Source organism: Anaerococcus tetradius (assembly GCF_947087635.1).
Taxonomy (GTDB): Bacteria; Bacillota; Clostridia; order Tissierellales; family Peptoniphilaceae; genus Anaerococcus; species Anaerococcus tetradius.
The window spans coordinates 1-25,265 of sequence record NZ_CAMUDP010000024.1 but is presented as its reverse complement, the minus strand read 5'-3'; the positions used below and the strand labels follow the sequence as shown (position 1 = coordinate 25,265).

Genomic DNA, 25,265 nt, shown 5'->3' with positions numbered 1-25,265 from the left:
GAAATAGTAAATATTGTACTAGTAAATTTTACACAATATTATGGACTTGACTAAAAGAAGTTGATTTTATACTTATAAATAAAATGTTAAAACTACCTTTTCTATAAGAATTAAATAAATTCAAATTAGAATTAACAATCTCATAGAATTGATATTATCAGTTGTATACTAATAGTTGATTTATTCGTTAAGTAAGTTAGCCAATTCGTAATCAATAATAAGAGTATCTATTATTTTTGCGTTTAGTAAAGCTAATATAGATTCATACTTCTCTTCCCCTGAAGCAAGAGCAACAATTTCATTTATTTTTTTAAGATCTCCAATATTAAGGCCTATGAACTTTTGGGTCAAAGGGGTTTCTATTTCATCGGCATTAATATCATAGAAGGTCGTAACAATATCTCCTACAGCTTTTTTTTGTTTTAGAATTTCGTTGTCTTCTTTAGTTATATATTTGAGCCTTCTATATGTCGAATTTTTCAAAGGATTACCAACTCCTACGATTGCTAGGTCAACTTCCCTCGCATTTTTTAAAGATTGTACTACTAATCTTGAATCCATTAACATATTTTTTTCATTTATGTCTTCTGCCTTAACCGGTGAATAAAAAAATTTTACGGACGTATGATATTTTCTTGAAAGAGCAAAACAAAGATAATTGCAATGTAAAGCCTCATTATCCATTTCAACACCTCCAATAAGAGGAACTATTTGTTTGAAATTAGTAGGAATATAATTGCTATTTTTAATGTATTCGAACAATGTGGTACCAAATCCTAGTCCTATTTTAATTTTCTCATCGCTTCTACTCTCTATGTACTCTGCGCACAAGACTCCAATATCATGTTTTGCATTATCTGTATCTTCTGGAGATATCATCACTCGTTTTAAATTAAATTTTTTTTCTATTTTTTTTGCTAGATTGTGTGTATTAGATCCCAGTTTTACGATAGATATCTTTACAATACCTTTTTCTTTAGCCTCATTTAACATGCTTGCAATTGTAGGTCTAGACAAATTTAATTCCTTAGAAATTTCGGTTTGTGTCATATTTTCTTCATAGAACATACTAGCAACCTTAACTAACATATCAACTCTATTTATCATAACGTCCTTCCAATTTTAAAATATACTTTATTTAAATTCTAACAGATATATATTAGAATTTCAATAATTTGAGTTCAAATATATTTTATATCATTTATCATAGTATTTAAAGTTTTTTAAAATAAATAGAGTAATAAATAGGTACTGGAACAATGCTGTATAAATATAATAAGAGATTTTATAGATAACTACTTTTATTTTTTACTATTTTTATATAATTATCTAGAAGTAGTATAGTGATTTCAATAGGAAAACATTATTTAATTTGCAAATGTAAATTAACTTTACAAACATAAAACAAGAGATATAATGACATAAAGGAGGATAGTATGAAACTAAAGATTTTAGAAATTGGTAAAATGGTACCAGAATTTGAGCCGGAGAATATATTTGTGTTATTTGGGCAATCAGCCCCTCCAGAGCTAAGGGAAATAAGTGTTATAATAGATTTTAAAAAGAATGATAATGTTATCTATTTTAGAGAAGGTAGTAAACTAGTGATTTCAGGGAAAGAATACACTATTACAGAAGTAGGTGATTTAGCAAATTCGAACTTCCACGAATTGGGACACTTGTCAGTTTATTTAAACAAAGATATAGAAACTTTGCCAGGGGCTGTTCATGCAATACCAGATGAATTTCCTAGATTCAAAGTTGGAGACGAGATAGAAATTATTTATTGATACCGCATTATATATAATAATGTTCTAAAAAATATAAGATTACTTGTCACCTATAATAAATAACTGTTAATTTGATACAATAGTACCTACAACAAATTTCAACTAGATACTATTACATATCTAGATGATCAGTATACAATATTTACTTATTGATATATTCAGATTAGCAAATAACTTAGGAGTAAAAATGAAATTTTTCTTAGACACAGCAAATGTAGACGAAATAAAAAGAATAAACGACCTAGGTATATGTGATGGAGTAACTACCAATCCATCTATTATCAACAAAGAAGGAAGAGACTTCGAAGAAGTTGTCAAAGAAATATGCCAAATAGTAGATGGACCTGTTTCTGCAGAAGTTACAAGTTATGAATATGAAGAGATGGTCGAAGAGGCTAGAAAGCTTTCCAAATGGGCTGATAATATCATAGTTAAGATCCCTATGACAGAGGAAGGTCTTAAGGCTATCAAAACCCTAAGCGGAGAAGGAATCAAAACCAATTGCACCCTAATATTTTCTCTATCCCAAGGGATTATGGCTATGAAGGCAGGTGCGACTTATATCTCTCCATTTATGGGAAGAATTGATGATATGGGCGAATCAGGTAAAAAGCTAATAGAAAATTTAAGGAAAGTCATAGATATCTACGGCTATGATTCAGAAATAATTGCAGCAAGTATAAGGCATAACAAGCACCTAGAAGAAGCAGCTCTCGCAAGGGCCCATATTGCCACCATTCCAGGAAAGCTTTTCGACAAACTCTGGATCCACCCACTTACCACAGCAGGAATCGAATCATTCAAGAAAGATTGGGAGGCCTTTGAAAATAGATAGGTCGTTGGAGTTGTGGAAGTTTTCATAATAATTGGAAGCATTTTCCATAAAGACCTTTTATATATCTAAAAATACTTGAAATTTATAGTAAAGTATAAGGTAGAACGAATTATAAAGGAGATTAAATGTTTACTAATAATGATACTTTGGCAGTTAATGCTATAAGAGCTTTGTCTATAGCTCAGATTGAAAAAGCAAATAGTGGTCATCCGGGTCTTCCTATGGGAGCGGCTCCAATGGCTTATGTTTTGTATAACAAGATACTAAAGGCTAATCCTAAAAATGCTAAGTTTTTTGATAGGGATAGGTTTATCCTTTCTGCAGGTCATGGTTCATCAATGCTTTATTCTTTGCTTCATCTTTCAGGCTATAAGCTTAGTATGGATGATCTAAAGGAATTTAGACAAATTGGTTCTCTAACTCCAGGCCATCCTGAGTTTGGACATACCGAAGGAGTTGAGGTTACTACAGGTCCTCTTGGTCAGGGTATAGCTCAAGCTGTCGGCATGGCTATTTGTGAAAAGCACATGGCGGCTCTTTATAACAAAAATGATTTAGAAATAATTGATCATTATACCTTCGCTCTTTGTGGGGATGGGGATCTTATGGAGGGTGTCTCCTACGAGGCAATGAGCCTTGCGGGTCATCTAAAGCTTAATAAGCTAATCGTTCTTTATGATTCAAATGGAATCTGCCTAGATGGAGACCTTACAACATCATTTTCTGAAAATGTAGAAGCTAGGGTTAAGGCACAAAATTGGAATTATCTAAGGGTAGAAGATGGAAATAATCTTGATGATATTTACCAAGCTATAGAAACTGCTAAGGGATATTCTAATGCTCCAAGTCTAATAGAAGTTAAGACTGTGATAGGTTATGGCTCTGTAAATGAAGGTACAAATAAGGTTCATGGTGCACCAATCGGTTCAGAAGATTTTGCTGCTGCAAAAAAAGTTTATGGTTGGAATTATGCAGATTTTGAAATTCCAGAAGAAGTCTACCAAGTCTTTAGTGAAGGCATTGCTAAGAAGGGTAGAGAAGCAAATGAGCTTTGGGATGAAAAATTAAAATCTTACAAGGAAAAGTATCCAGAAGACTACAAGGAATTAATGGCAGGAATTAATAGAGAACTCCCAGAAAACTTCATGGAGAAAGTTAGAAAATACGACTCTTCTATGAAGGCTAGCGCAACTAGGGCATCTGGTGGAGAAATCATCCAAGATTTAGCAAAAATCACTAGAAACTTCTGGGGTGGATCAGCAGATCTTTTCTCATCAAATAAGACAAATATCAAGGACTCCGAAGCCTTTAGAGATGAAAGCCCTGCTGGCAGAAATATTTGGTATGGAGTTCGTGAATTTGCCATGGGAGCAATAGGTAATGGTATTATGGCTCATGGCGGAAGCTTCCACCATGTTTCAACCTTCTTTGTATTTTCTGATTACCTAAAAGCAGCGGTAAGACTATCAGCCCTATCAGGCCATCCTCTAACCTATGCCATGACCCACGATTCAATAGCAGTAGGAGAAGATGGACCAACCCACGAACCAATTGAACAACTTGCCATGCTTAGGGCAATACCAAACACCATAGTCCTAAGACCAGCTGATGCAAATGAAACAAGACTTGCTTGGAAAGTTGCCCTTGAAAGCAAAACAAGCCCAGTAGTAATAGCCCTAACTCGTCAAAATGTTAAAAACTTAAAGGAAACCGAAAACTTAGATAATATTGACAAGGGTGCCTATATCATTAAGGATAGCGAAAATCCTGACCTTATCTTAATAGCAACAGGATCAGAAGTTGCTTTAGCTCTTGATACAGCAAAGGCTCTTGAAGAAGAAGGAAAGAAGATTAGAGTAGTATCAATGCCATCTATGGAACTTTTCAGAGCCCAAGATGAGACCTACAAGAAGGAAGTCCTTCCAAAAGGAGTAAAGAAAGTATCAATAGAGATGGCGACAACTTTTGGCTGGGCAGAATGGACAGGAGCTTGTGGACTAAATATAGGCATAGACAGGTTCGGAATTTCTGGCAAGGGAGATTTGGTTCAAGAAGAACTCGGCTTTAGCGTTGAAGCTATAAAAGAAAAAATCGAAAATAAATTTTTCAAATAAAATTTACTAGGGGACTGTTGCAGAATTATGAATAATCATCGTCCCATTATTATAAGCTTTTCTTAGGAAAAGACACTTCTTCTTTTTTCTAGGCATATTAGTAGCTAGAAGCTTATGAAGGATGCTAGTTAGTGTTTTTGTTAATTCCTTTAGGCTCCTTTTAATGATAATGTGACGATTTATTCATCCTGCAAGGGTCTCTTTTTGTAAATCTATCTAATAAATGCTCTATGATATTAAGATTTTTTGTATGGTGAGAATTATCAGACCTTAATAAAAAATATAGTAATTATTGACAGTTTATTTTTGTATAGAAAAGAGGAAATATGGAAGAAAAGAAAAAATTATGGCAGCTTTTTAAGTCTACCTTGTATCTTTCTGCCTTCACCTTTGGTGGGGGTTATGTGATAATTTCTCTTATGAAAGACACTTTCGTGGATAAGCTAGGCTGGATTAAAAAAGATGACATGCTAGATATGACAGCTATCGCCCAATCAGCTCCAGGAGCAGTAGCTGTAAATGCGGCGGTTGTAGTAGGCTACGAGCTATGCGGTATTTTAGGTATGCTTGTAGCAATCTTTGCGACAATTATTCCACCTCTTGTAATAATTTCTACTATTTCTATCTTCTATAAGGCCTTTATAGCAAATGCCTACATAGCAATCTTCCTAAAGGGGATGCAGGCTGGAGTTGCTGCACTAATATTAAAGGTTGTCATAGATATGACTAGGGATTTAATAAAACTTAAATCCCTAAGCTTGATTTTGGTAATGATCCTTAGCTTTATAGCTGGATTTTTCTTTGAAATAAATATAGTCTACATAATTTTAACTTTAATTATAATAGGCCTAATTTATTCTTTTGTGAAGAAAGGGGAGAAAGATGCTTCTTAATTTATATCTAACATTTTTCAAAATCGGACTCTTCTCCTTTGGTGGGGGCTATGCGGCCCTTCCTATTATCCAACAGGAGGTTGTAACTTTTAACTCTTGGCTAAGTCTTTCAGAATTTAACGACCTTATAACCATTAGCCAAATGACTCCGGGACCCATAGCTATTAATTCTGCAACCTTCGTAGGAACTAGGATGGCAGGACTTATGGGAGGGCTTGTAGCAACTCTTGGTTGCCTAACACCTTCTGCCATAATAGTTGGAATTTTGGCTTATTTTTATAAGAAATACAAGGACTTAGCATCCATATCCAATGTCCTATATTTTCTAAGACCTTCCATAATTTCTATGATCCTAATAGCTGGAATTGATATACTAAGGACGGCCCTTTTTGGTCTAGGAGCCACTAATATTGTAAAAATCGACTTAAAGATGTTAGTTTTATTTCTCCTTTCCCTAATCATTATGCTTAAAAAAGATATTGACCCAATAAAGGTCATGCTAGGCTCAGGTCTTATCTATCTCTTGGCAAATATCCTAGCTATCTAGCTAGAAATAATTAGGAAAAACATTTGCATTTATCCTAGTAATTCAATATAATAAAAGAAAAGCTTTTCATGAAGAAGAGCAAATAAAAAAGGAGTTTTTATGAAAATTAAATTGCCATATGGTAAAGCTTACCAAGAAACAGAAATTGATGACTCAAGAATTTTGGGAGTTCTAACATCTCACTTAGAAGAATATCATCCTGAAGATGATCAACTAACAATTGTTAAGAAAGCAATGGAAAATCCTATCGAATCTAAAAAACTTAAAGAATTAGCAGTAGGAAAAAATAAGGTTGTAATCCTAATAAGCGATCACACCAGACCAGTTCCAAGCAGATACATCCTTCCACCAATGCTTGAAGAAATTAGAGAAGGAAATCCGAATGCAGATATCACCTTACTAGTAGCAACAGGTTGCCATAGGGGTACAACAAAAGAAGAATTAATTTTCAAACTAGGCGAAGATATAGTAAATAATGAAAACATCTACATCCACGACTGCGATGAAGAATCTATGCTAGTAACCCTTGACGAAAAACTTCCTTCAGGAGGAGATATAGTTGTAAATAAAATAGCTGCTGAAGCAGACCTTCTAGTAGCAGAAGGCTTCATTGAACCACACTTCTTTGCGGGCTTTTCTGGTGGTAGAAAATCAGTATTCCCTGGATGTTGCTCAAGAAAAACTGTAATGTACAATCACAACTCAGAATTTATCGACAGCAAATATTCCAGAACAGGAAATCTAGAAAACAACCCAATCCACAAGGACATGGTTGCAGCAGCAAGAGCCCTTGGTCTTTGCTATGTAGTAAACGTAGTAATAAACTCTGAAAAGAAAGTAATCCATGCAGTAGCAGGAGATCTCGAAAAGGCCCACGAAGCAGGAACAAGCTGGTTAAAAGATAAGGCAGGAGTAGAAAGAAAAGAAGCAGACATAGCAATAACATCAAATGGTGGCTACCCACTCGACCAAAACATCTATCAAACAGTAAAATCAATGACTGCCGCAGAAGCTACCATCAAAGATGGAGGAGTAATAATAGTTTGCTCAGAATCTGGTGATGGTACAGGAGGAGATGCCTTCTACAATGCCTTCCTAGAAGAAAGAAGTGTAGAAAAACTTTACAAGAGCTTCTTAGACAGGCCAAAAATCGAAACCATACCAGACCAATGGGAATCACAAATACTTTGTAGAATCCTACTAAAGGCAAAAGCTGTTATCTATGTATCAGACTATGACAAAAAAGTCCTAGAAGACTTCCACTTCATCCCAGTCAAAACCCTAGACGAAGCAATGGAAAAAGCAAACGAACTAATGGGCGAAGACAGCAAAGTAACAGTAATACCTGATGGAATCGCAGTAATAGTTAGATAAAAAAAGGGCTCTTGCAGAATGAATAAATCATCCCAATATCATTAGAAGAACCTCCACGGAAATTCTCATAACGCCGACGGGCTAAATGCCTCTATCAGTCGGCAGGCACTAATATGCCCACCGCAAGGAGAGGTAAAATTTCCTAAGAGAAGCTTCTAATGATGGGACGATGATTATTCATAATTTAGCAACAGCCCCTTTTAAATTACGTTAAAATAAGTATAGCGATTAAAATAATATTTCTATAGCCTTTGAAGGCCTACCCTTACTTCCATCTTTTAGCATAAGGTCTTTGGCATATTCGCTAGATACTAGCTTGTTCATTATTCTATTTGCAGTCCTTCTAGTAACTTGTAGACTATTTGATATTTGGCTACTTGTAAGTATAGAAGTTTTCTTATTACTTGTGTATAGACATATTTTTTGGATATATTCTAGACTAACTCCTGAATTTACAGAAACTCTGTATAAGTCCTTCTTATCTAAGTCCATTACATCATCACTGCGTCCATCTTTAATAAACTTTATGGCTTCCCCATTATAAAGAACTATAGGTCGACTTGAACTAATAAATTTTTTAGCATACATAGAATTATCTATGCCCTCTTTTATAGTATTACCACTGGCTAGGGAGATTTTAAGGTTTGTATCTTTGCTCCTAAAAACTCTTAAGCTATCTTCTAATTCATTTAAACTAAATCCCCTGTTGGAAATAACCAAAGTTTCACCATCTTGGTCTACAACTATACCTTCAAAAATAGAAGCGTAGTCATTGATTAATTTTCTTAAATGCGAATTTTTAGCATCTATATGAAAGTTGTGGATTAGGAAGGTCTGGTCTTTACTAGTTTTAAGGTTAATCTTATTAACAAGACCTTTAAAGTCATCCTCTATATCAATCTTGCAAGCTTCTAACCTAAAAACTGGAATCCCAATACTTTTTAGGACATTATAGCTATATCCGTAAGCTGTAAATACACAATCAGTTTTCCCTTTTTTATAGAGGTCAATATGGTTTAAAAGGTAAGAATTTTCTCCATAATCTGCATCATAACTAATTATTTCATAGGAATCTATATTTATATTATAGTCATAGATTAGCCCATCCAAAGTATCTTTATCTAAACAATCAAAAGAAGGATGCCTATAAGTCTTAATCTTATCATAATTTTCTAATAGACACTTGCTAAAACTTACAACTCCTCTTTTAGCATAAGTTACAGGAACATCAATCTCGTAAGAGTGAACTAACTTGTTGAATACACCTATTCCACTTGCGAAAATTCCATCTATATCATTTGGAATACTATCTAAAATATTTGTTATTGAGTCAGTATCATCAATAACAATTTTTTTTAGGTCAAAATTTTCATTCTTAATTATCGATTCTATCTTATTTATGGACTCAATTGTCCCGATTAGTAAAATTTTCATATATTCTATTATAACATATATTGTATTTTTTTAGTTGACGAATACGTTTTCTTAGTATATAATCATTTTAGGTCTTTTTAAAGACAAATAAAAGATAAATTAATGTAAATTTTATAATTTACGAAGAAAGGAAAGTTATGGATTACGAAAGATTAGCAAAAGACAAGGAAGACTTGTGCATCAAGATTAGAAGAGATCTTCATAGGATTCCAGAACTGGAACTTGACCTTCCAAGAACATCTAAGTATGTAAAAGAAAGGCTTACTGAATTTGGAATCGATTACAAGGAGTACATAAATGGTAATGGAGTATCAGCGCTCATTGAAGGAGCTAAGCCAGGCAAGTGTTTGGCTATAAGGGCTGATATGGATGCTTTACCAATAAAAGAAGAAACTGGCTTAGATTTCTCTTCTGAGATTGAGGGTCATATGCACGCTTGTGGACATGACAGCCATATGGCAGTAGCTTTAACAGCTGCAAAGATTATAAATGAGAATAAGGATAAACTAATGGGTAGTGTTAAGTTTATCTTCCAACCAGGTGAGGAGATTCCTGGAGGTGCAAAACCTATGATAGATGAAGGTGTTCTTGAAAATCCTAAGGTTGATTACATAATTGGTATGCATGGTGGACATCTGGCTGATATTCCTCATGGGAAAATTGGCTTTAAAGATAATGAAATGATGGCTTCAATGGATAAGTTTACCATTAAGATTAATGGTCATGGAGGCCATGGAGCTAGTCCTCAAGCTACAGTAGATCCTATTATTATATCTGCCGAGGTTCTTTTAGGTCTTCAAAAAATTATATCAAGGGAAATTAATCCAGTAGATAGTGGTCTTGTCTCTGTTTGTAAAATCAATGGCGGTTTCACCCAAAACATAATCCCTGATCAAGTCGAAATGGTAGGAACAGCCAGAGCTTTAAGTGAGGAAGTAAGAGATACAATAGAAAAAAGAGTAGAAGAAATTTCATCTGGAATAGCAAAAACTTACGGAGGAAATGCTGAAGTAAATTATGAAAGATTTTATCCGGTTTTAAATAATAACCCTAAGTTTAATTCCTTTGTAAGAGGTTTGGTAGGCGAAATGTTTGGAGATGATATTTATGAAATGGATAAAGCTGTTATGGGTGCAGAAGATATGGCTTTCTATCTACAAAAAGTGCCAGGAGCTTTCTTATTCCTATCAAACCTTGCCCAAAATCCTAACGGTGAAGTTTATGTAAATCACAATTCCAAGTTTGATCTTGATGAATCTTTATTCTATAAGGGAGTAGCTATCTTTGTAGCAACAGCCTTTGAATTTTCTAAAGGAGCTATAAATGAATAATATAGGAAGAAAAAACGAGATAAAAATGCATTTAGTTGTATTAGCTATTGCAATAGTTTCAGTACTAATAGGTGCAAAGTCTATTGATTTAAAGGGTATTAAAATTGTATTTTCACCGCTGATATGGGCAATGTTAATATCTTTCGGTATATATATGTTAAAAGCTAATATTTTGACTAAAGAAGATGCTCCTAATGCAAATGCTATGATGGGAATAATGCTTGCAGTGTTGATTGCAAAACTAGGAGTAACTAGTGGTGGTCAAATTGAAGCTATTAGAAAAGCAGGACTTGCTCTAGTTCTTCAGAATTTTGGTAATCTTGGAACTATAATTGTAGCTCTTCCTGTAGCCATCCTACTTGGGCTAAAAAGGGAATCAGTAGGTATGTGTCATGCCTTGAGTAGGGAGACAAATGTTGGGCTTATCCAAGATACTTATGGAGCTGAATCCCCAGAATTTAGGGGAGTTATGGCAGTCTATATTATAGGAACTATTCTAGGTCCAATCATTCTAAGCGTGGTATCATCTGTTGCGATTAGTTTAAAGATAGTATCTCCTCTTGGAGCTGCCATGGGAACTGGAGCAGGTTCAGCCTCTATGATGACAGCAGGTTTATCAGCTTTAATTGCTAATTATCCAGACTTAGAAGCACAAATGACTGCCTTTGCGGGCCTTTCTAATCTAATATCAAGCGTGATTGCCCTACCTTTAGGAATATTTTTAGGTTTACCGCTAACAGAATTTTTATATAAGAAACTCACTTTTTTCAGAAAGGACAAATAGATGCAAAAATTTAAAACAGATATACCGGCCCTATTATTTTCTCTGCTATTTACAATCATAGCTTGTACTGTATGTAACATTATTGGCGAAGAAAGTCTTGGTGCTTCACTTTCAGGAATCATAGTTCTATCGCTTATAACCCTAATAGGCTACTTTTTATCCTATGTAGTGCCTTTGAAAAAAGTTTCAGCTGTGCTATGGATATCTATAATATCCATCCTTATAGCAAGTCCGATTTCTCCAGTTTCTGCATTTATCGTATCTAGTGTAGGTCATTTAAGTATCAATGCCATAATAACACCTATATTAGGTTATGCAGGAATTATAATAGGTAAGGACTGGGGTGCCTTTAAAAAAGTTGGGGCTAGAGGAATTATAGTATCTATATTTGTAATAATAGGAACTTTCTTAATATCTTCCTTATTAGGTGATTTTTTCATGAGCATATTTTAAATAATTATCAAGAATCCGAAATCCTTAACAGGCTTTCGGATTTTTAATATTAATCTTTAAATAAGATATAAAATAGTATAATGGAGCAAAGGAAGAAAATAGAAAAGACTAAGGAGTTATTATGAGAAAACATTGGTGGCAGAGAGAGGTTGTTTATCAAATTTATCCTAGGTCCTTTAAGGATTCTAATGCTGATGGGATTGGTGATTTGAGGGGGATTATTGAAAAGCTCGATTATTTATCGACTTTGGGAATAAGTATGATCTGGCTTTGCCCAATTTATAAGTCCCCTATGGCTGATAATGGTTATGATATTTCTGATTATTTTGATATTAACGAAGAGTTTGGGACTATGGCTGATTTTGATGAGCTTGTCAGAGAGGCTAAGAAAAGGGATATCAAGATAATGATGGATCTTGTCTTAAATCATACATCTAATGAGCATGAATGGTTTAGGAAGGCCCTAGCTGATAAGGCTAGCCCTTATAGGGATTATTATATTTTTAGAGAAGGAAAAACTGAGCCAAACAATTGGAGGTCAATTTTTGGGGGTTCTACTTGGACTAAGGTCGATGGTGAAGATTCCTATTATTTTCACTCCTTTGCTAAGGAACAACCAGACCTTAATTGGGAAAATCCTAAAGTAAGAGAAGAGATAATAAATATAGTTAATTTCTGGATAGATAAGGGTATAGCTGCCTTTAGGATGGACGCCATAAATCATATCAAAAAAGATCCGACCTACCAAAGTGGCAAGGCTGATGGGGCAGATGGAAGGGTTTCTGTTATTAAGTTTGGAAGAAACCAAGAAGGCGTCGAAGATTTGATTAAAATTTTATCAGATAAGACCTTTAGGCCAAATGACTCGATGACAGTAGGTGAAACGGCAGGACTTTCCTATGAAAGCTACAAAAAATATATTGGTGATGATGGCTTATTTTCTATGGTCTTTGATTTTATACCTGCCAATTTCGACTTGATAGAAGAAACTTGGTATAAGAGGGTCGAATGGAAGGTGGCTGATTTTAGGGAGGCTATTTTTAACAGCCAAGAAAAAATACAAGCATATGGCTGGTCAGCGAATTTCATAGAAAATCACGACCAACCAAGAGCTACTACAAAAATTCTAAGAGAAGATGATGAGAATATAGACGCTATCAAGATGCTAGGGGGCATTTACTTCTTTTTAAGGGGAACTGCCTATATCTACCAGGGGCAAGAAATCGGTATGAAAAATTTCACTAGGGATAATATAAAAGACTTCCAAGATATCCAATCTCTTGATTCCTACAAGAGGAGTTTGGAAGAAGGCTTTAGCGAAAAAGAAGCTTTAAACTTTACTAACCTAAGAAGTAGGGATAATCCTAGAGTTCCTTTCCCTTGGACTGATGAAAGATTTGGGGGATTTTCAGATAATGTGCCTTGGTTAAAGATGGCGAGAGAATATCCAAAAATAAATGCTGAAAGCCAAATCGAGGACGAAGACTCTGTATTTAGTTTCTATAAAGACATGATAAATTTAAGAAATAATTCTTCCTATGCTGATATATTAATCTATGGTGATTTTATAGCTGTGGAAAGTGAGGATGAAGAAATTATTGCCTATCAAAGAAAACTAGCCGACAAGAAACTTGTGATAATTGCAAATTTCTCTAGGGAAGAAAAAGTTTGGCAAGTAGAAGATGAAAAAATTATCTTCTCAAATAAGAAGGCAGAACTTAGTGGAGGAAAATTGAAACTAGAAGCTTATGCTTTCGCAATTCTTGCTTGTGAATAGAAGATGATAAGGAGTAAGGGTCAAAGGAAATTTTCTTTGATTTTTACTTCTTTTTCTTTTGAAAATAATAGGTGAATTAAATTTAAAAAAGGGTTGACAAGAGGATTTTTAAATGTTATATTTATATCAGATGAGAATGTAAGCGATTACAAAAATAAGAGCGAAGTAAATATTTTTTTTGAATAAAATTGTAACCGTTTACAATAAATAAATCAAATTTTCTCTATAAAAAATAGAGATAAGTTGTTTTATTAAGGGTATAAGAGGAATGAATTTAAAAGTTATGGAGGATATTATGGAACTAAAATTAGAAAATTTAGCTCAGATTCTAAAAGTAGTGGACAAGGGTCCTAACTATGATGTAAAAAAACTAAGAGAAGATTCAATCAAGGATCCAAAATGGCTTGCCTTTGGTTCAGGTAATATCTTCAGAGGTTTTATAGCAAGAGTTAACCAAGATGCTATTAATGCTGGCAAGGAGGATAGGGGAATTTCTGTTGTTGAATCATTCGATGAAGAGATTATCGAAAAAATTTACAAGCCTTATGACAACTTAGCTTTATCAGTTACCCTTCATAAGGACGGAAATTTTGATACTACTCTTATTGCTAACTTGGTTGAGTCTTTAACACTCAAAGATATGGACAGAATTAAAGAGATTGCCCTTAATCCAAATCTTGAACTTATGAGTTTTACTATTACTGAAAAGGGCTACAACCTTTATGCTTCAGATGGAAGCCTAATGGGAGTTGTTGCAGATGATCTTAAAAATGGACCAGCTAAGGCAAAGCACCTTATGAGCATTGTAACCGCTTTACTAAATTTGAGATTTAAGGAAAATGCAAAACCACTTACACTTTTATCAATGGATAATGCAAGCCATAATGGTGATCTTGTTAAAAATTCAGTTATGCTAATTGCAAAGACCTGGCTAGAAAATGGTTTTGTGGATGAAGCTTTCATAAAATATATCGAAGAGAAGGTTGCCTTCCCACTCTCTATGATTGATAAGATTACACCAAGGCCTGCAAGTGAGGTTCAAAAACACGTTGAAGAACTTGGCTTTAGTGCTATGGAGCCAGTAGTAACTAGCAAGGGTTCATATGTTGCAGGTTTTGTAAATTCAGAAGAGGCTGAATATCTTGTAATTGAAGACACTTTCCCAAATGGCAGACCAGCTTTTGAAGAAGGTGGAGTATATATGGCAGATAGGGATACTGTAAATAAGGTAGAGACTATGAAGGTTACAACTTGTCTAAACCCACTTCACACAGTTCTTGCAACTTATGGTTGCATTCTAGGCCATACATCAATTGCAGAAGAGATGGAAGATGTTGAGCTTGTAAAACTCATAAAGAAAATCGGTTATGATGAGGGACTAAAGGTTGTTGTAAATCCGGGAATTATCAATCCAAAAGACTTCATAGATGAAGTAATTAATGTAAGGTTTCCAAATAAATTCATGCCAGATACCCCACAAAGAATCGCAACAGATACATCACAAAAAATATCAGTAAGATTTGGTCAAACTATAAAAGGTTATGTTAATGATGAAAATCTTGATGTTAAGGATTTGAAATTTATCCCACTAGCCCTAGCTGGATGGCTTAGATATCTTTTGGGAGTTAATGATGAAGGAAAAGCCTTTGAACTTTCAAATGATCCAATGATGGATTATCTAAAAGAAAGCCTTAAAGACATTGAACTTGGCAAGTTCAAAGTTACTGATGGCTTAAAAGAATTATTGACCAATGAAAAGATTTTCGGCGTAAACCTAAAAGAAGTAGGACTTGATGAATTAGTTATTAAATACTTTGAAGAATTGTCAGCTGGCCCAGGTAGTGTGAGAGCTACACTAAAGAAATACTTAGGATAATTTAGGAGAAGAAGCTTATGAAAATGACCTTTAGACATTATGGTAATAACGACCCAATATCGCTAGAATATATTGCTCAAATTCCTGGAGTTACAGGAGTTATGGTTATGATGAATGAGTGGGAAGCAGGAGAAGTGTGGGAGAAGGATGTCTTTCAAGCTTATGTTGATAAGTGCCATGCTGTAGGACTTGAGTGTGAGATTATTGAATCTATCAATGTTCACGAAGATATAAAGATGGGACTTCCTACAAGAGATAAATATATCGAAAATTACAAACAATCCCTAAGAAATGTCGCAGCTTGTGGAGTAAAGACTGTAATATATAACTTCATGCCAGTTTTCGACTGGGTTAAGACAGACCTATACAAACAGCTTCCAGATGGCTCAAATACCCTTGCCTTTGATCAAGCTAAGGTAGAAGGCCTTAGCCCAAGAGATATGGTAAATGAAATCCTTGAAGGAGCTGGAAACTTTGAACTTCCAGGTTGGGAGCCAGAAAGATTATCTCAACTAGAAGAAGTTCTCGAAAAATACAAGGATATAGATGAAGATAAGCTTAGAGAAAACTACAAATACTTCCTCGAAGGCATCATTCCAACATGTGAAGAAGTAGGAATCAAGATGGCAGTTCACCCAGATGATCCAGCTTGGCCAATCTTTGATATTCCAAGAATAACTTCAACCCCAGAAGACCTAGAAAAAATTGTAAATCTAGTAGACTCTCCATCAAATACCCTATGTATTTGTACAGGTTCTCTAGGATCAAGAGTGGAAAATAACGTAGCAGATATAATTGCTGACTTTACAAAAAGAGGCAAGGTTGGAGCAATCCACGCAAGAAATATCAAGTTTACAGGCGATAAACAATTCTATGAATCAGCCCACTTATCAAAATGCGGTTCACTAGATATGTATGCTATAATGAAAGCCCTTTATGATAACGGATTTGACGGTTATCTAAGACCAGACCACGGAAGAATGATTTGGGGCGAAGAGGGAAGAGCAGGCTACGGCCTTTACGATAGAGCCCTTGGAGTAGCTTACCTAAACGGACTTTGGGAAGCAATCGACAAGGCAAATAAATAGAAATTAAAGTACACAGTTTACTACGAACATATCCTCGATAGGAGGGGGTGAGCAATCGCCCTCTCCTAATAAAGGAAGATACTTTGGATAAAAATATTAAGTAAATTTAAAATATGAAAGGAAGAAATAAGGATGAAATTCATGACAGAAGATTTTATGCTTCATAATGATTTTGGCAAGAAACTCTACCATACTTATGCAGCGAAAATGCCAATCTTTGACTTTCACTGCCACCTTGAAGCCAAGGAAATCTATGAGAATAAGAACATCCCATCAATAACTGAAGCTTGGCTTGGAGGAGACCATTACAAGTGGAGGATGATGAGAGCTTGTGGAGTGGATGAGAAATATATTACGGGTGACGCAACAGACTTTGAGAAGTTTGAAAAATACGCAGAAGTAATGCCAAACCTAATCGGTAACCCAATCTATCATTGGACTCACCTAGAACTTAAAAACTTCTTTGGCATAGAAGAATGTCTAAATAAGGAAAATGCTAGAGAGATTTTTGATAAGTGTAACGAAATTTTGGCAAAGGATGAATTTAGACCAAGGGGTCTTATAGAAATGAGCAAGGTAGCTGCAGTGTGTACAACAAATGATCCTATTGATGATTTGAAATACCATGAGCTTATTGCCAAAGATAACTTTAAGGTAAAAGTTCTTCCAGCCTTTAGGCCTGACAATGCCATCTATATCGAAAAAGAAAGCTATGCTTCATACATTGCTGACCTAGCCAAGGCTAGCGGCCTTTCAATCAAAAACTTCGAAGATGTAAAAAAAGCCCTCAAGGCTAGAATTGATTTCTTCGATAAACATGGTGCAAAGGCAAGTGATCAAGCCTTCAAATATATTCCTTACAGAAGATTGGATGAAGAGAGTCTAAATAAAATTGTCGAAAAGAAACTTGCTGGCAATCCTATAAGTTTAGAAGAAGAGGAAGCCTACAAGACAGAGCTTATAATCTTCTTAGCTAGCCAATACAAGAAACTAGACTGGGCTATGGAAATCCACGTTGGAGTTATAAGAAACAATTCTAAAGTCCTATTCGAAAAGCTTGGAGCTGATGTTGGAGGAGATAGCCAAAACGACTTGAATTTTGCAGAAAATCTTGCAAATCTTCTTTCAGACTTTGAAGAAAATGACGGACTTCCAAGAACTGTAATCTTCCCACTAAATCCAAAAGACCATTTTCCAATTGCAACCATAGGCGGCTCCTTCAATAGGGCAAATCCTGATAATATGCAAAATATTCAACTCGGAACAGCTTGGTGGCACCTTGATCACAAGGATGGAATGATTGAGCAATTAAAGGTATTCTCAAGTGTTGGAGTTCTTTCGAAGTTCATAGGCATGCTTACAGATTCAAGAAGCTTCCTATCATATCCAAGACACGAATATTTCAGAAGAATCCTCTGCAATTTCATAGGAGATTTAGTAGAAAAGGGAGAATACCCAGCTGATGAGAAATTCCTCGGCAAGGTAATCGAAGATATTTGTTTTAACAACGCAACAAAATACATTAAGATAGATTTATAAAAAAGAAAGAAGGAAATATGAGCAAAGTAAAAACAATAAGCAAGGTATTAGAACTAGGAATCGTACCAGTAGTAAGAGCAGAATCAGCAGACCAAGCAATAGAATTCTGCAAGGGCCTAATTGATGGAGGAATCAACACCCTAGAAGTAACCTTCACCATACCAAACGCAATAGAAGTATTCCAAAGAATCCAAAAGGAACTGCCAGCTGACACCCTACTTGGAGCAGGAACAGTTCTAGACCCAACAACAGCAAGACTTGCAATAATGAATGGAGCAAAATTCGTAGTAAGCCCATCATTTGACAAAGAAGTAGCAAAAATGTGTAACATCTACAACATTCCATATATGCCAGGCTGTGTAACACCAGCAGAAATGCTAGAAGCCTACAAATACGGAGTAGACATCATAAAACTCTTCCCAGGTTCTCTAACAGGCCCATCATATGTAAAAGCAATCCATGGACCATACCCACACTTCCAAATCATGCCAACAGGTGGCGTTAGCCTAGATAACCTTGAAGAATGGTTCAAGGCAGGAGTAGTAGCAGTAGGAGCAGGCTCAAACCTAGTAAAAGGAAGTAGAGAAGAAATCACCAAAAAAGCAAAAGAATATTTAGCAAAAATTGCGGAGGTAAGAAAATAATGAGTAAAAAAGTTGTAACCCTAGGCGAAATCATGTTAAGACTATCCACACCGGGATATGAAAGATTTGTTCAAGCAGAAAGCTTCGATGCAATCTATGGAGGAGGAGAAGCAAATGTAGCAGTATCTCTTGCAAACTATGGTTTCGATGCCTACTATGTAACAAAACTTCCAAAACACGAAATAGGCCAAGCAGCAGTAAACGCCCTAAGAAGATACGGAGTAAACACAAACTACATCGTACGTGGAGGGGAAAGAGTAGGAATCTATTACTCAGAAACAGGAGCATCAGCAAGACCATCCAAGGTAATCTATGACAGAAGTAACTCCGCCATAGCAGAAGCTAAAGCAGACGAATTTGACTTTGACGAAATCTTCAAGGGCGCAGCGTGGTTTCACACATCAGGAATAACACCTGCCATATCAAAAGCTGGAGCAGAAATTACTAAGAGAGCTATGCAAGCAGCTAAAAAAGCTGGAGCAAAAATCTCAATCGACCTAAACTACAGGGCAAAACTTTGGAGTCCAGAAGAAGCTCAAGCAGTAATGAAAGATTTGATGCAATACGTTGACGTATGTATAGGAAACGAAGAAGATGCATCTCTTTGCCTAGGCTTTACACCAAAAGGACTAGACGTAACAAGTGGTAAACTTGACGTAGAAGGCTACCATGAAATCTTCAAACAAATGAAGGAAGAATTCGGTTTTGATATGATAGCATCAAGCCTAAGAGAATCATACTCAGCATCTGATAATGGTTGGTCAGCCCTAATCTATGATGGCAAAGACTTCCACAAAGCACCAAAATACGACCTAAGAATCGTAGACAGAGTAGGTGGAGGAGATAGCTTTGCAGCAGGCCTAATTACAGGTCTACTTGATGGCAAAAGCCCAGCAGATGCCCTAGACTTTGGTGTTGCAGCAAGTGCCCTAAAACATACAATCAAGGGAGACTTCAACCACGTGTCAAGAGATGAAGTAGAAAACCTAGTTGGAGGAGATGCTTCAGGCAGGGTTCAAAGATAGTAAATGCAAAATCTTCAGGGAGGGTTCGCTCCCTTCCTGAAGATTATTTTTTAACAAACTGGAAAACGATTAGCGATAAGCGATGAATAAATTTAGGAGGCTAAAGTGAACGATAGAAAATTAAAATTAGGAATTATTGGTTATGGAACAGAAGGCTCCATGTATGGAAAATTCATATCTGAAGGGATGGTTGAAAATGTAGAAGTTACTGCAGTTTGTGACATAGATTCCCAAAAATTAGACCTAGCAAAAAAAGTTTTTCCAAAGGCTAAGCTTTATGAATCTTACAAAGAAATGGTAGATGGCGGAGAAGTTGAAGGTATCGTAACCTGCGTACCTCACTACCTCCACCCAGAAATGGCAATCTATGGCCTAACTCATGGGGTAAATGTACTTAATGAAAAGCCAGCTGGAGTTTATACTAAACAAGTAAAAGAACTAAACGAAGTTGCCAAAAAATCTGACAAGGCCTACGCCCTATTCTTTAATCAAAGAACTAATCCCCTTTATAGAAAACTTAAAAAAATCCTAGACTCAGGAGAACTTGGCACAATCAGAAGAACCAACTGGATTATCACAACCTGGTGGAGACCAGATGCCTATTATAGACAATCTGACTGGAGAGCTACTTGGGGAGGAGAAGGTGGAGGAGTTTTAGTAAACCAAGCCCCTCATCAACTTGACCTTATCCAATGGATGACAGGTGCTCCTGATAGGGTTTACTCAAGCGTACAATTTGGTTACCAAAGAGACATAGTAGTAGATGATCAAGTTCACTTCCTTATGGAATATGATGATGGAAGGACTGGAGTATTCGTAACTGGCACTAACGAGATAATCGGAACTGATAGACTAGAAATCGTATGTGATGGTGGAAAGATTGTAGTTGATGATTCCAAGAAAGCTACAATTTATAGGCTCAAAGAAACAGAAAACGACCTCAATGCTAGGATGACGATTGACGATGTAAGGATGCTTTTTGCAGGACAAATGAAATTTGATGACCTCTTTGAAACAGAAGTTATTGAAGAAAACTCTGTTTGGGGTGGCCAACACTGTGAAGTTTTAAGAAATTTTGCTGCCCACATACTCGATGGTGAAGAGCTTCTTGCCAACGGAGCTGAAGGAATCAATGGAGTAAGACTTGCAAATGCAGTTCACCTTTCAAGCTGGTTAGGCAAGCCTGTTTCTGTAAAAGACTTTGACGATGATCTTTACCTAAAACTTCTAAATGAAAAAATAAGAGAAGAAGGAAAATTCGAAGAAAGAAAGTAGGAATTATGCTAAAAGTTGGAATAATAGGACTCGGAACAGTTTCCCCTATCCACTTACTTTCCATAAATAATTCACCTTATGCAGACCTTGTAGCTGTGTGTGATATAGATAGTAATAGGGCTAAAGATAAATGCGAGATGACTCATTGTGAAAGCAATACTTATTATGCTAACTATAAAGAAATGATTGATAAGGAGGACTTAGATGTAGTTCATATCTGTCTACCTCATCATCTTCACACAGAAGTAGCAAAATACGCCTTAGCAAAGGGCCTCCACGTTTTTTGCGAAAAGCCAGTTGATGTAAGCTATGAAAAAACCATAGACCTCTACGATTTCTATCAGACCTACAAGGATAGGCAAAAGCTTGGTATCTGTTTTCAAAATAGATACAACAAGACAGTCCAAAAACTCAAAGAACTATTGGAAGAAAATAAGGAAGAAGTCTTTGGAGTAAAGGGCTTAGTAACTTGGTACAGGGGGATGGATTATTATAAACAGGCAGCTTGGCGAGGAAAGATAAAAGAAGCGGGAGCTGGAGTTATAATCAACCAAGCTATCCACACCCTAGACCTTATGGCCTTTGTTACAGGAAAAGATTGGAAAAGCCTTACAGCAACTATGACCAAGCTTATGAATAAGGATATTGAGGTAGAAGATACAGCCACAGCCTTCATCGAATATGAAGATGGGGTAAATGGATTCTTCATGGCGACTAATGCTTATTCAATCACTGACTCAATAGAATTACAAGTAATAAGCAAGAGGGAAAAATACACTATAAAAGACAATAGGCTTTACAACAAAGCCCTAGAATGTTTAGCAGAAGATGATAAGAGTGATGCTACTAAGGATTATTATGGAGCAGGTCACGAGAAATTAATCAATAAATTTTATAAAGCTATAATTGATGACACAGATGATTATTGTGATTTGGCTTCCGCTATGGAAACAATGGAAATAATCCAAGCTATAATCAATTCATCTAAGGAAAATAGAGAAATCAAAAAAGAGGAGATTATTAATGACTAAAATAGGAGTACAAGCTTCCACAGTAGTGGATTCTTTCAAAGAACTTGGGCCTTATGAAACCTTCAAAAGACTTTCAGATATAGGTTACAAGTCCGTAGAAGTATCTCAAGTGGAAACGACTAAGGAAAACATAGACCAAATAATAAAAGCTTGCAAGGACTTTGATATGGAAGTAGCTGCTATGTCTGCTGCCCTCGAGCCAATGTTTCCTGGTCAAGAAAGCCTTGAAACTGACTATGACAAGATTGTAGGGGATTGTAAGGCAGTTGACACAGACCTTTTAAGAATCGGCATACTTCCATTTGATAAGATGGCAAATCTTGATAAGGCTATAGAATTTGCAAAAAAGGCAAATGAATATGCCCTCAAATTAAAAAAAGATGGTATAAAACTCTACTACCACAACCACCACATAGAATTTGTAAAATATGATGGCAAATATCTCCTCGATATAATAGCAGAAAACGCCCCAGAACTCGGCTTCGAGCTTGACGTTCACTGGATACAAAAGGGTGGAGAAAATCCTGTAAATATCCTAAAAAAATATGCAGGCAAAGTAGAATTAGTCCACCTAAAAGACTACGAAGTTTTGCCACTAACTATGGATGATCTAAAGCTTATGCAAACTGATCAAAAAGCCTTTAGACAAGCTTTCGATAATAGGGCAAGATTTGCACCATTGGGACAAGGATCCCTTCCACTTAAAGAATGTGCTGACCAAGCTATAAAGTCAGGCTGTAGGTATCTATTAGTTGAACAAGACATGTCTTATGGCAGAGATCCCTTCAATGAACTTAAAATTTCTTATGATTGGCTAGTCGCTAATGGCTATGGAGATTTATTCTAATGACAATTAATAAAAAAGATGGGATGAACTATGCTCCACAAGGCAAGGCCAACAAGGTCGTAGGTCCTGGTGAGTTTAAAGTAGGAGTTGGAGCCCTTGATCATGGTCATATCTATGGTATGTGCAATGGACTAAAGGAGGCTGGGGCAGAAATTGTTTATGTCTATGATAAAGACCCTAAAAAGATAAAAGAATTTCAAGAAAAGTTTCCAGAAGCCAAGGAAGTAGCATCCGTCGATGAGATATTAAAGGATCCTGAGATAAAAATGCTTGCGGCAGCAGCAATTCCAAATCTAAGATCTGCCCTAGGCAATAAGGCCATGAGGGCTGGCAAGGACTACTTTACCGATAAGACCGGCTTTACTACTTACGACCAATTAGAAGAAACAAAAAAGGTCGTAAAAGAAACTGGCAGAAGGTACTTCGTATATTTTTCCGAAAGAGTCCATGTTGAAGGAGCAATCTTTGCAGGAAAACTCATAGAAGAAGGAAGAATAGGAAGGGTTATTCAAGTAACAGGCTTTGGCCCTCACAGTCTAAATAAGGAAAGTCGCCCAGACTGGTTTTTCAAAAAAGACCAATATGGTGGAATCCTTACGGATATAGGAAGCCATCAAATCGAACAATTCCTCTATTATACCGGAAATAAGGATGCCAAAGTCCTTCACAGCAAGGTGGCTAACTACGACAATCCTGACACCCCAGAACTAGAAGATTATGGTGATGCGACCATCCTTGGGGAAAATGGAGCTACATTTTTCTACAAGGTTCATTGGTTCTCGCCAAAGGGTCTTTCAAGTTGGGGAGATGGAAGGACTTTTATAACAGGAACTAAGGGATATATAGAAGTCAGAAAATATACAAATGTTGCCACAGAGGCGACAGGGGACCATGTATTTTTGGTAGATGAAAATGGAGAAGAACACTTCGAAGTAAATGGCAAAGTAGGCTTCCCATTTTTTGGACAGATGATACTCGATTGTATAAATGGCACAGAAAATGCCATGACCCAAGAGCATATCTTCAAGGCCCAAGAGCTTTGCTTAAAGTGCCAAGAAGAAGCGATAGTAATAAAAAAATAAATTAGGAGAAAGATATGCAGAAAAATGTAAGGCCTTTTGGCATTAGAGATAAGATAGGTTATGCAGCAGGTGATGTTGCTAATAACTTTACTTTTACCCTCGTAAGTAGTTTCCTTATGCTATTCTACACTAACGTATGGGGAATAGATCCAAAAATGGTTGGTGGATTGTTTTTTATCTCAAGAATAATTGACGCCTTCACCGATGTAGGCATGGGAACAATCGTAGATAAGTTTCCAGGAAATAAGGATGGTAAATTTAGACCATTTATCAAATGGGGTGCTATACCAGTAGCAATAGCAGGTTTCCTATTATTCCAATCAGGACTAAAAGATTTACCTATGGGAACAAAAATCATCATAATGTATGCAACCTACATACTATGGGGATCATTATGTTACACCTTTATCAACATTCCTTATGGATCAATGGCATCAGCAATCACACCAGAAGCTGACCAAAGAACAGAACTTTCAACCTTTAGAACCCTAGGAGCAACTGTTGCAGGTCTTGTAATAGGTTTTGTTACTCCTTATCTAATTTATCAAAAAGTTGCAGGTCAACCAGATGTTCTTCTCGAAGGAAGATTTCCTCTTGTAGCAGGAATTTACGGCATACTCGCAATTGTATCTTACTTTATCTGCTACAGCTTCTGTACAGAAAGAGTTGATATTGAAAGAGAATCAGGTGGAGAAAAAGAGAACATCCTCCAAGGACTTGGCAATGTAATCACCAAGAGATCTCTACTATCAATCATAGTAATATCAGTTTGTTTGCTACTAGCAATGCTTTTAGTTGGATCAATGAATATTTATGTTTATTCAACCTACTTCCAAAACACAACAGGTATGGCTCTAGCAGGTCTTTGTGGTACAGTGCCTATGCTATTTACAGCTCCAATGGCAATGAAGCTTGGACAAAATATTGGTAAGAAGGAAGCATCTAGTATAGGATTAATAGGTGCCGCAGCTACTTACTTTATACTATTCATCTTAAAACTAGAAAATATGTATATGTTCTTAGCTGGAACAGTAATTGCTTACATTTTCCTAGGAATCTTCAACACCCTAACCTGGGCTATGATTACAGACGTAATAGATGATCTAGAAATTAAAAATGGCATAAGAGATGACGGAAAAGTTTACGCTATCTATTCATTTGCAAGAAAACTAGGTCAAGCTTTCGCTGGAGGACTTGGTGGATTTGCAGTAGCAGCAGTAGGCTATGTTGCAGGAGCAGCAACCCAAACTCATGAAGTTGCTGTTGGAATATACAATGTAGCAACCCTAATACCAGCTGTAGCCTTGGGCCTTGGTGGCTTGGTAGTATTGTTAATATATCCACTTGATAGAAAGACTGTTGAGAAAAACAATAAATACCTAGAAAATAAGAGACTTGAACTAGAATAATAATCTAACCTCCAATTTGGAAATGATTGGAGGTTTTTTAACCCTTTTTAGGGTAAAAATATAAAACTAGACCAGCTATCAAATGTCAAGAGAAAATAAAAAATAATTTATCTTGAA

Annotated in this window: 22 protein-coding genes; 20 read left to right on the top strand and 2 right to left on the bottom strand. The window is 36.0% G+C overall.

Annotated features, from left to right (window positions below; genetic code table 11):
* Window positions 1-180 precede the first annotated feature (180 nt).
* A complete protein-coding gene (locus P6936_RS07885) occupies window positions 181-1,107 on the bottom strand; it encodes a sugar-binding transcriptional regulator (protein WP_276881324.1) in 927 nt (308 codons plus the stop codon).
* Between the two features lie 329 nt (window positions 1,108-1,436).
* Here P6936_RS07885 and P6936_RS07880 point away from each other — a divergent pair, with 329 nt between their 5' ends.
* The 6 genes from P6936_RS07880 to larA all read left to right on the top strand — a co-directional run bounded on the left by P6936_RS07880 (window position 1,437) and on the right by larA (window position 7,553).
* The gene (locus P6936_RS07880; RefSeq protein ID WP_276863000.1) at window positions 1,437-1,790 is read left to right on the top strand and encodes a PTS glucitol/sorbitol transporter subunit IIA; all 354 of its coding nucleotides are present in this window, start codon (window positions 1,437-1,439) and stop codon (window positions 1,788-1,790) included.
* 187 nt (window positions 1,791-1,977) lie between these two features.
* The gene (fsa, locus tag P6936_RS07875) at window positions 1,978-2,625 is read left to right on the top strand and encodes a fructose-6-phosphate aldolase (RefSeq protein WP_276881322.1); all 648 of its coding nucleotides are present in this window, start codon (window positions 1,978-1,980) and stop codon (window positions 2,623-2,625) included.
* Between the two features lie 125 nt (window positions 2,626-2,750).
* Entirely contained in the window at window positions 2,751-4,739 is a 1,989-nt protein-coding gene (gene tkt / locus P6936_RS07870) for a transketolase (RefSeq protein ID WP_276881321.1), read from the top strand.
* 326 nt (window positions 4,740-5,065) lie between these two features.
* Window positions 5,066-5,632 (top strand): chromate transporter, encoded by a 567-nt coding sequence (locus tag P6936_RS07865; RefSeq protein ID WP_276881320.1) that lies wholly within the window; start codon window positions 5,066-5,068, stop codon window positions 5,630-5,632.
* On the top strand, window positions 5,622-6,179 hold the full coding sequence (locus P6936_RS07860) for a chromate transporter (RefSeq protein WP_276881319.1): 558 nt from the start codon (window positions 5,622-5,624) through the stop codon (window positions 6,177-6,179). Before P6936_RS07865 ends, P6936_RS07860 begins: the two co-directional genes overlap by 11 nt.
* Window positions 6,180-6,278: 99 nt before the next feature.
* Window positions 6,279-7,553, top strand: coding sequence for a nickel-dependent lactate racemase (gene larA / locus P6936_RS07855; RefSeq protein ID WP_276881318.1), 1,275 nt, complete (start codon window positions 6,279-6,281; stop codon window positions 7,551-7,553).
* 228 nt (window positions 7,554-7,781) lie between these two features.
* Here larA and P6936_RS07850 read toward each other — a convergent pair whose 3' ends face one another.
* Window positions 7,782-8,987, bottom strand: coding sequence for a transcriptional regulator (locus P6936_RS07850; protein WP_276881317.1), 1,206 nt, complete (start codon window positions 8,985-8,987; stop codon window positions 7,782-7,784).
* Window positions 8,988-9,124: 137 nt separating this feature from the next.
* Between P6936_RS07850 and P6936_RS07845 the strand changes: the two genes are divergently transcribed.
* From P6936_RS07845 to P6936_RS07780, 14 genes are all read left to right on the top strand, one after another.
* The gene (locus tag P6936_RS07845; protein WP_276881315.1) at window positions 9,125-10,318 is read left to right on the top strand and encodes a M20 metallopeptidase family protein; all 1,194 of its coding nucleotides are present in this window, start codon (window positions 9,125-9,127) and stop codon (window positions 10,316-10,318) included.
* Window positions 10,311-11,102, top strand: a complete 792-nt coding sequence (locus P6936_RS07840; RefSeq protein ID WP_004836685.1) for a DUF3100 domain-containing protein — start codon at window positions 10,311-10,313, stop codon at window positions 11,100-11,102. Before P6936_RS07845 ends, P6936_RS07840 begins: the two co-directional genes overlap by 8 nt.
* On the top strand, window positions 11,103-11,555 hold the full coding sequence (locus P6936_RS07835; protein WP_276862852.1) for a hypothetical protein: 453 nt from the start codon (window positions 11,103-11,105) through the stop codon (window positions 11,553-11,555).
* A gap of 121 nt (window positions 11,556-11,676) precedes the next feature.
* A complete protein-coding gene (locus tag P6936_RS07830; protein WP_276881314.1) occupies window positions 11,677-13,332 on the top strand; it encodes a glycoside hydrolase family 13 protein in 1,656 nt (551 codons plus the stop codon).
* A 295-nt stretch (window positions 13,333-13,627) separates the two neighbouring features.
* Window positions 13,628-15,208: a mannitol dehydrogenase family protein gene (locus tag P6936_RS07825; protein WP_276881313.1), complete on the top strand. Its 1,581-nt coding sequence runs from the start codon at window positions 13,628-13,630 to the stop codon at window positions 15,206-15,208.
* 17 nt (window positions 15,209-15,225) lie between these two features.
* Window positions 15,226-16,296 (top strand): mannonate dehydratase, encoded by a 1,071-nt coding sequence (gene uxuA, locus P6936_RS07820; protein WP_276864774.1) that lies wholly within the window; start codon window positions 15,226-15,228, stop codon window positions 16,294-16,296.
* Between the two features lie 141 nt (window positions 16,297-16,437).
* Window positions 16,438-17,835, top strand: a complete 1,398-nt coding sequence (gene uxaC / locus P6936_RS07815) for a glucuronate isomerase (protein ID WP_276881312.1) — start codon at window positions 16,438-16,440, stop codon at window positions 17,833-17,835.
* Window positions 17,836-17,852: 17 nt separating this feature from the next.
* Window positions 17,853-18,479, top strand: a complete 627-nt coding sequence (locus P6936_RS07810) for a bifunctional 2-keto-4-hydroxyglutarate aldolase/2-keto-3-deoxy-6-phosphogluconate aldolase (protein WP_004836691.1) — start codon at window positions 17,853-17,855, stop codon at window positions 18,477-18,479.
* Entirely contained in the window at window positions 18,479-19,504 is a 1,026-nt protein-coding gene (locus tag P6936_RS07805; protein WP_276881311.1) for a sugar kinase, read from the top strand. Before P6936_RS07810 ends, P6936_RS07805 begins: the two co-directional genes overlap by 1 nt.
* A gap of 105 nt (window positions 19,505-19,609) precedes the next feature.
* The gene (locus P6936_RS07800; RefSeq protein WP_276881310.1) at window positions 19,610-20,779 is read left to right on the top strand and encodes a Gfo/Idh/MocA family protein; all 1,170 of its coding nucleotides are present in this window, start codon (window positions 19,610-19,612) and stop codon (window positions 20,777-20,779) included.
* 5 nt (window positions 20,780-20,784) lie between these two features.
* Complete coding sequence (locus tag P6936_RS07795; RefSeq protein ID WP_276881309.1) at window positions 20,785-21,810, top strand: Gfo/Idh/MocA family protein; 1,026 nt, start codon at window positions 20,785-20,787, stop codon at window positions 21,808-21,810.
* Window positions 21,803-22,657, top strand: coding sequence for a sugar phosphate isomerase/epimerase family protein (locus P6936_RS07790; RefSeq protein WP_276881308.1), 855 nt, complete (start codon window positions 21,803-21,805; stop codon window positions 22,655-22,657). Before P6936_RS07795 ends, P6936_RS07790 begins: the two co-directional genes overlap by 8 nt.
* Window positions 22,657-23,739: a Gfo/Idh/MocA family protein gene (locus P6936_RS07785; RefSeq protein ID WP_082743071.1), complete on the top strand. Its 1,083-nt coding sequence runs from the start codon at window positions 22,657-22,659 to the stop codon at window positions 23,737-23,739. Before P6936_RS07790 ends, P6936_RS07785 begins: the two co-directional genes overlap by 1 nt.
* Window positions 23,740-23,753: 14 nt before the next feature.
* Window positions 23,754-25,148 carry an MFS transporter gene (locus tag P6936_RS07780; RefSeq protein ID WP_060928984.1) on the top strand — a complete coding sequence of 465 codons (1,395 nt, stop codon included), beginning with the start codon at window positions 23,754-23,756 and terminating at the stop codon, window positions 25,146-25,148.
* Window positions 25,149-25,265: the final 117 nt, after the last annotated feature.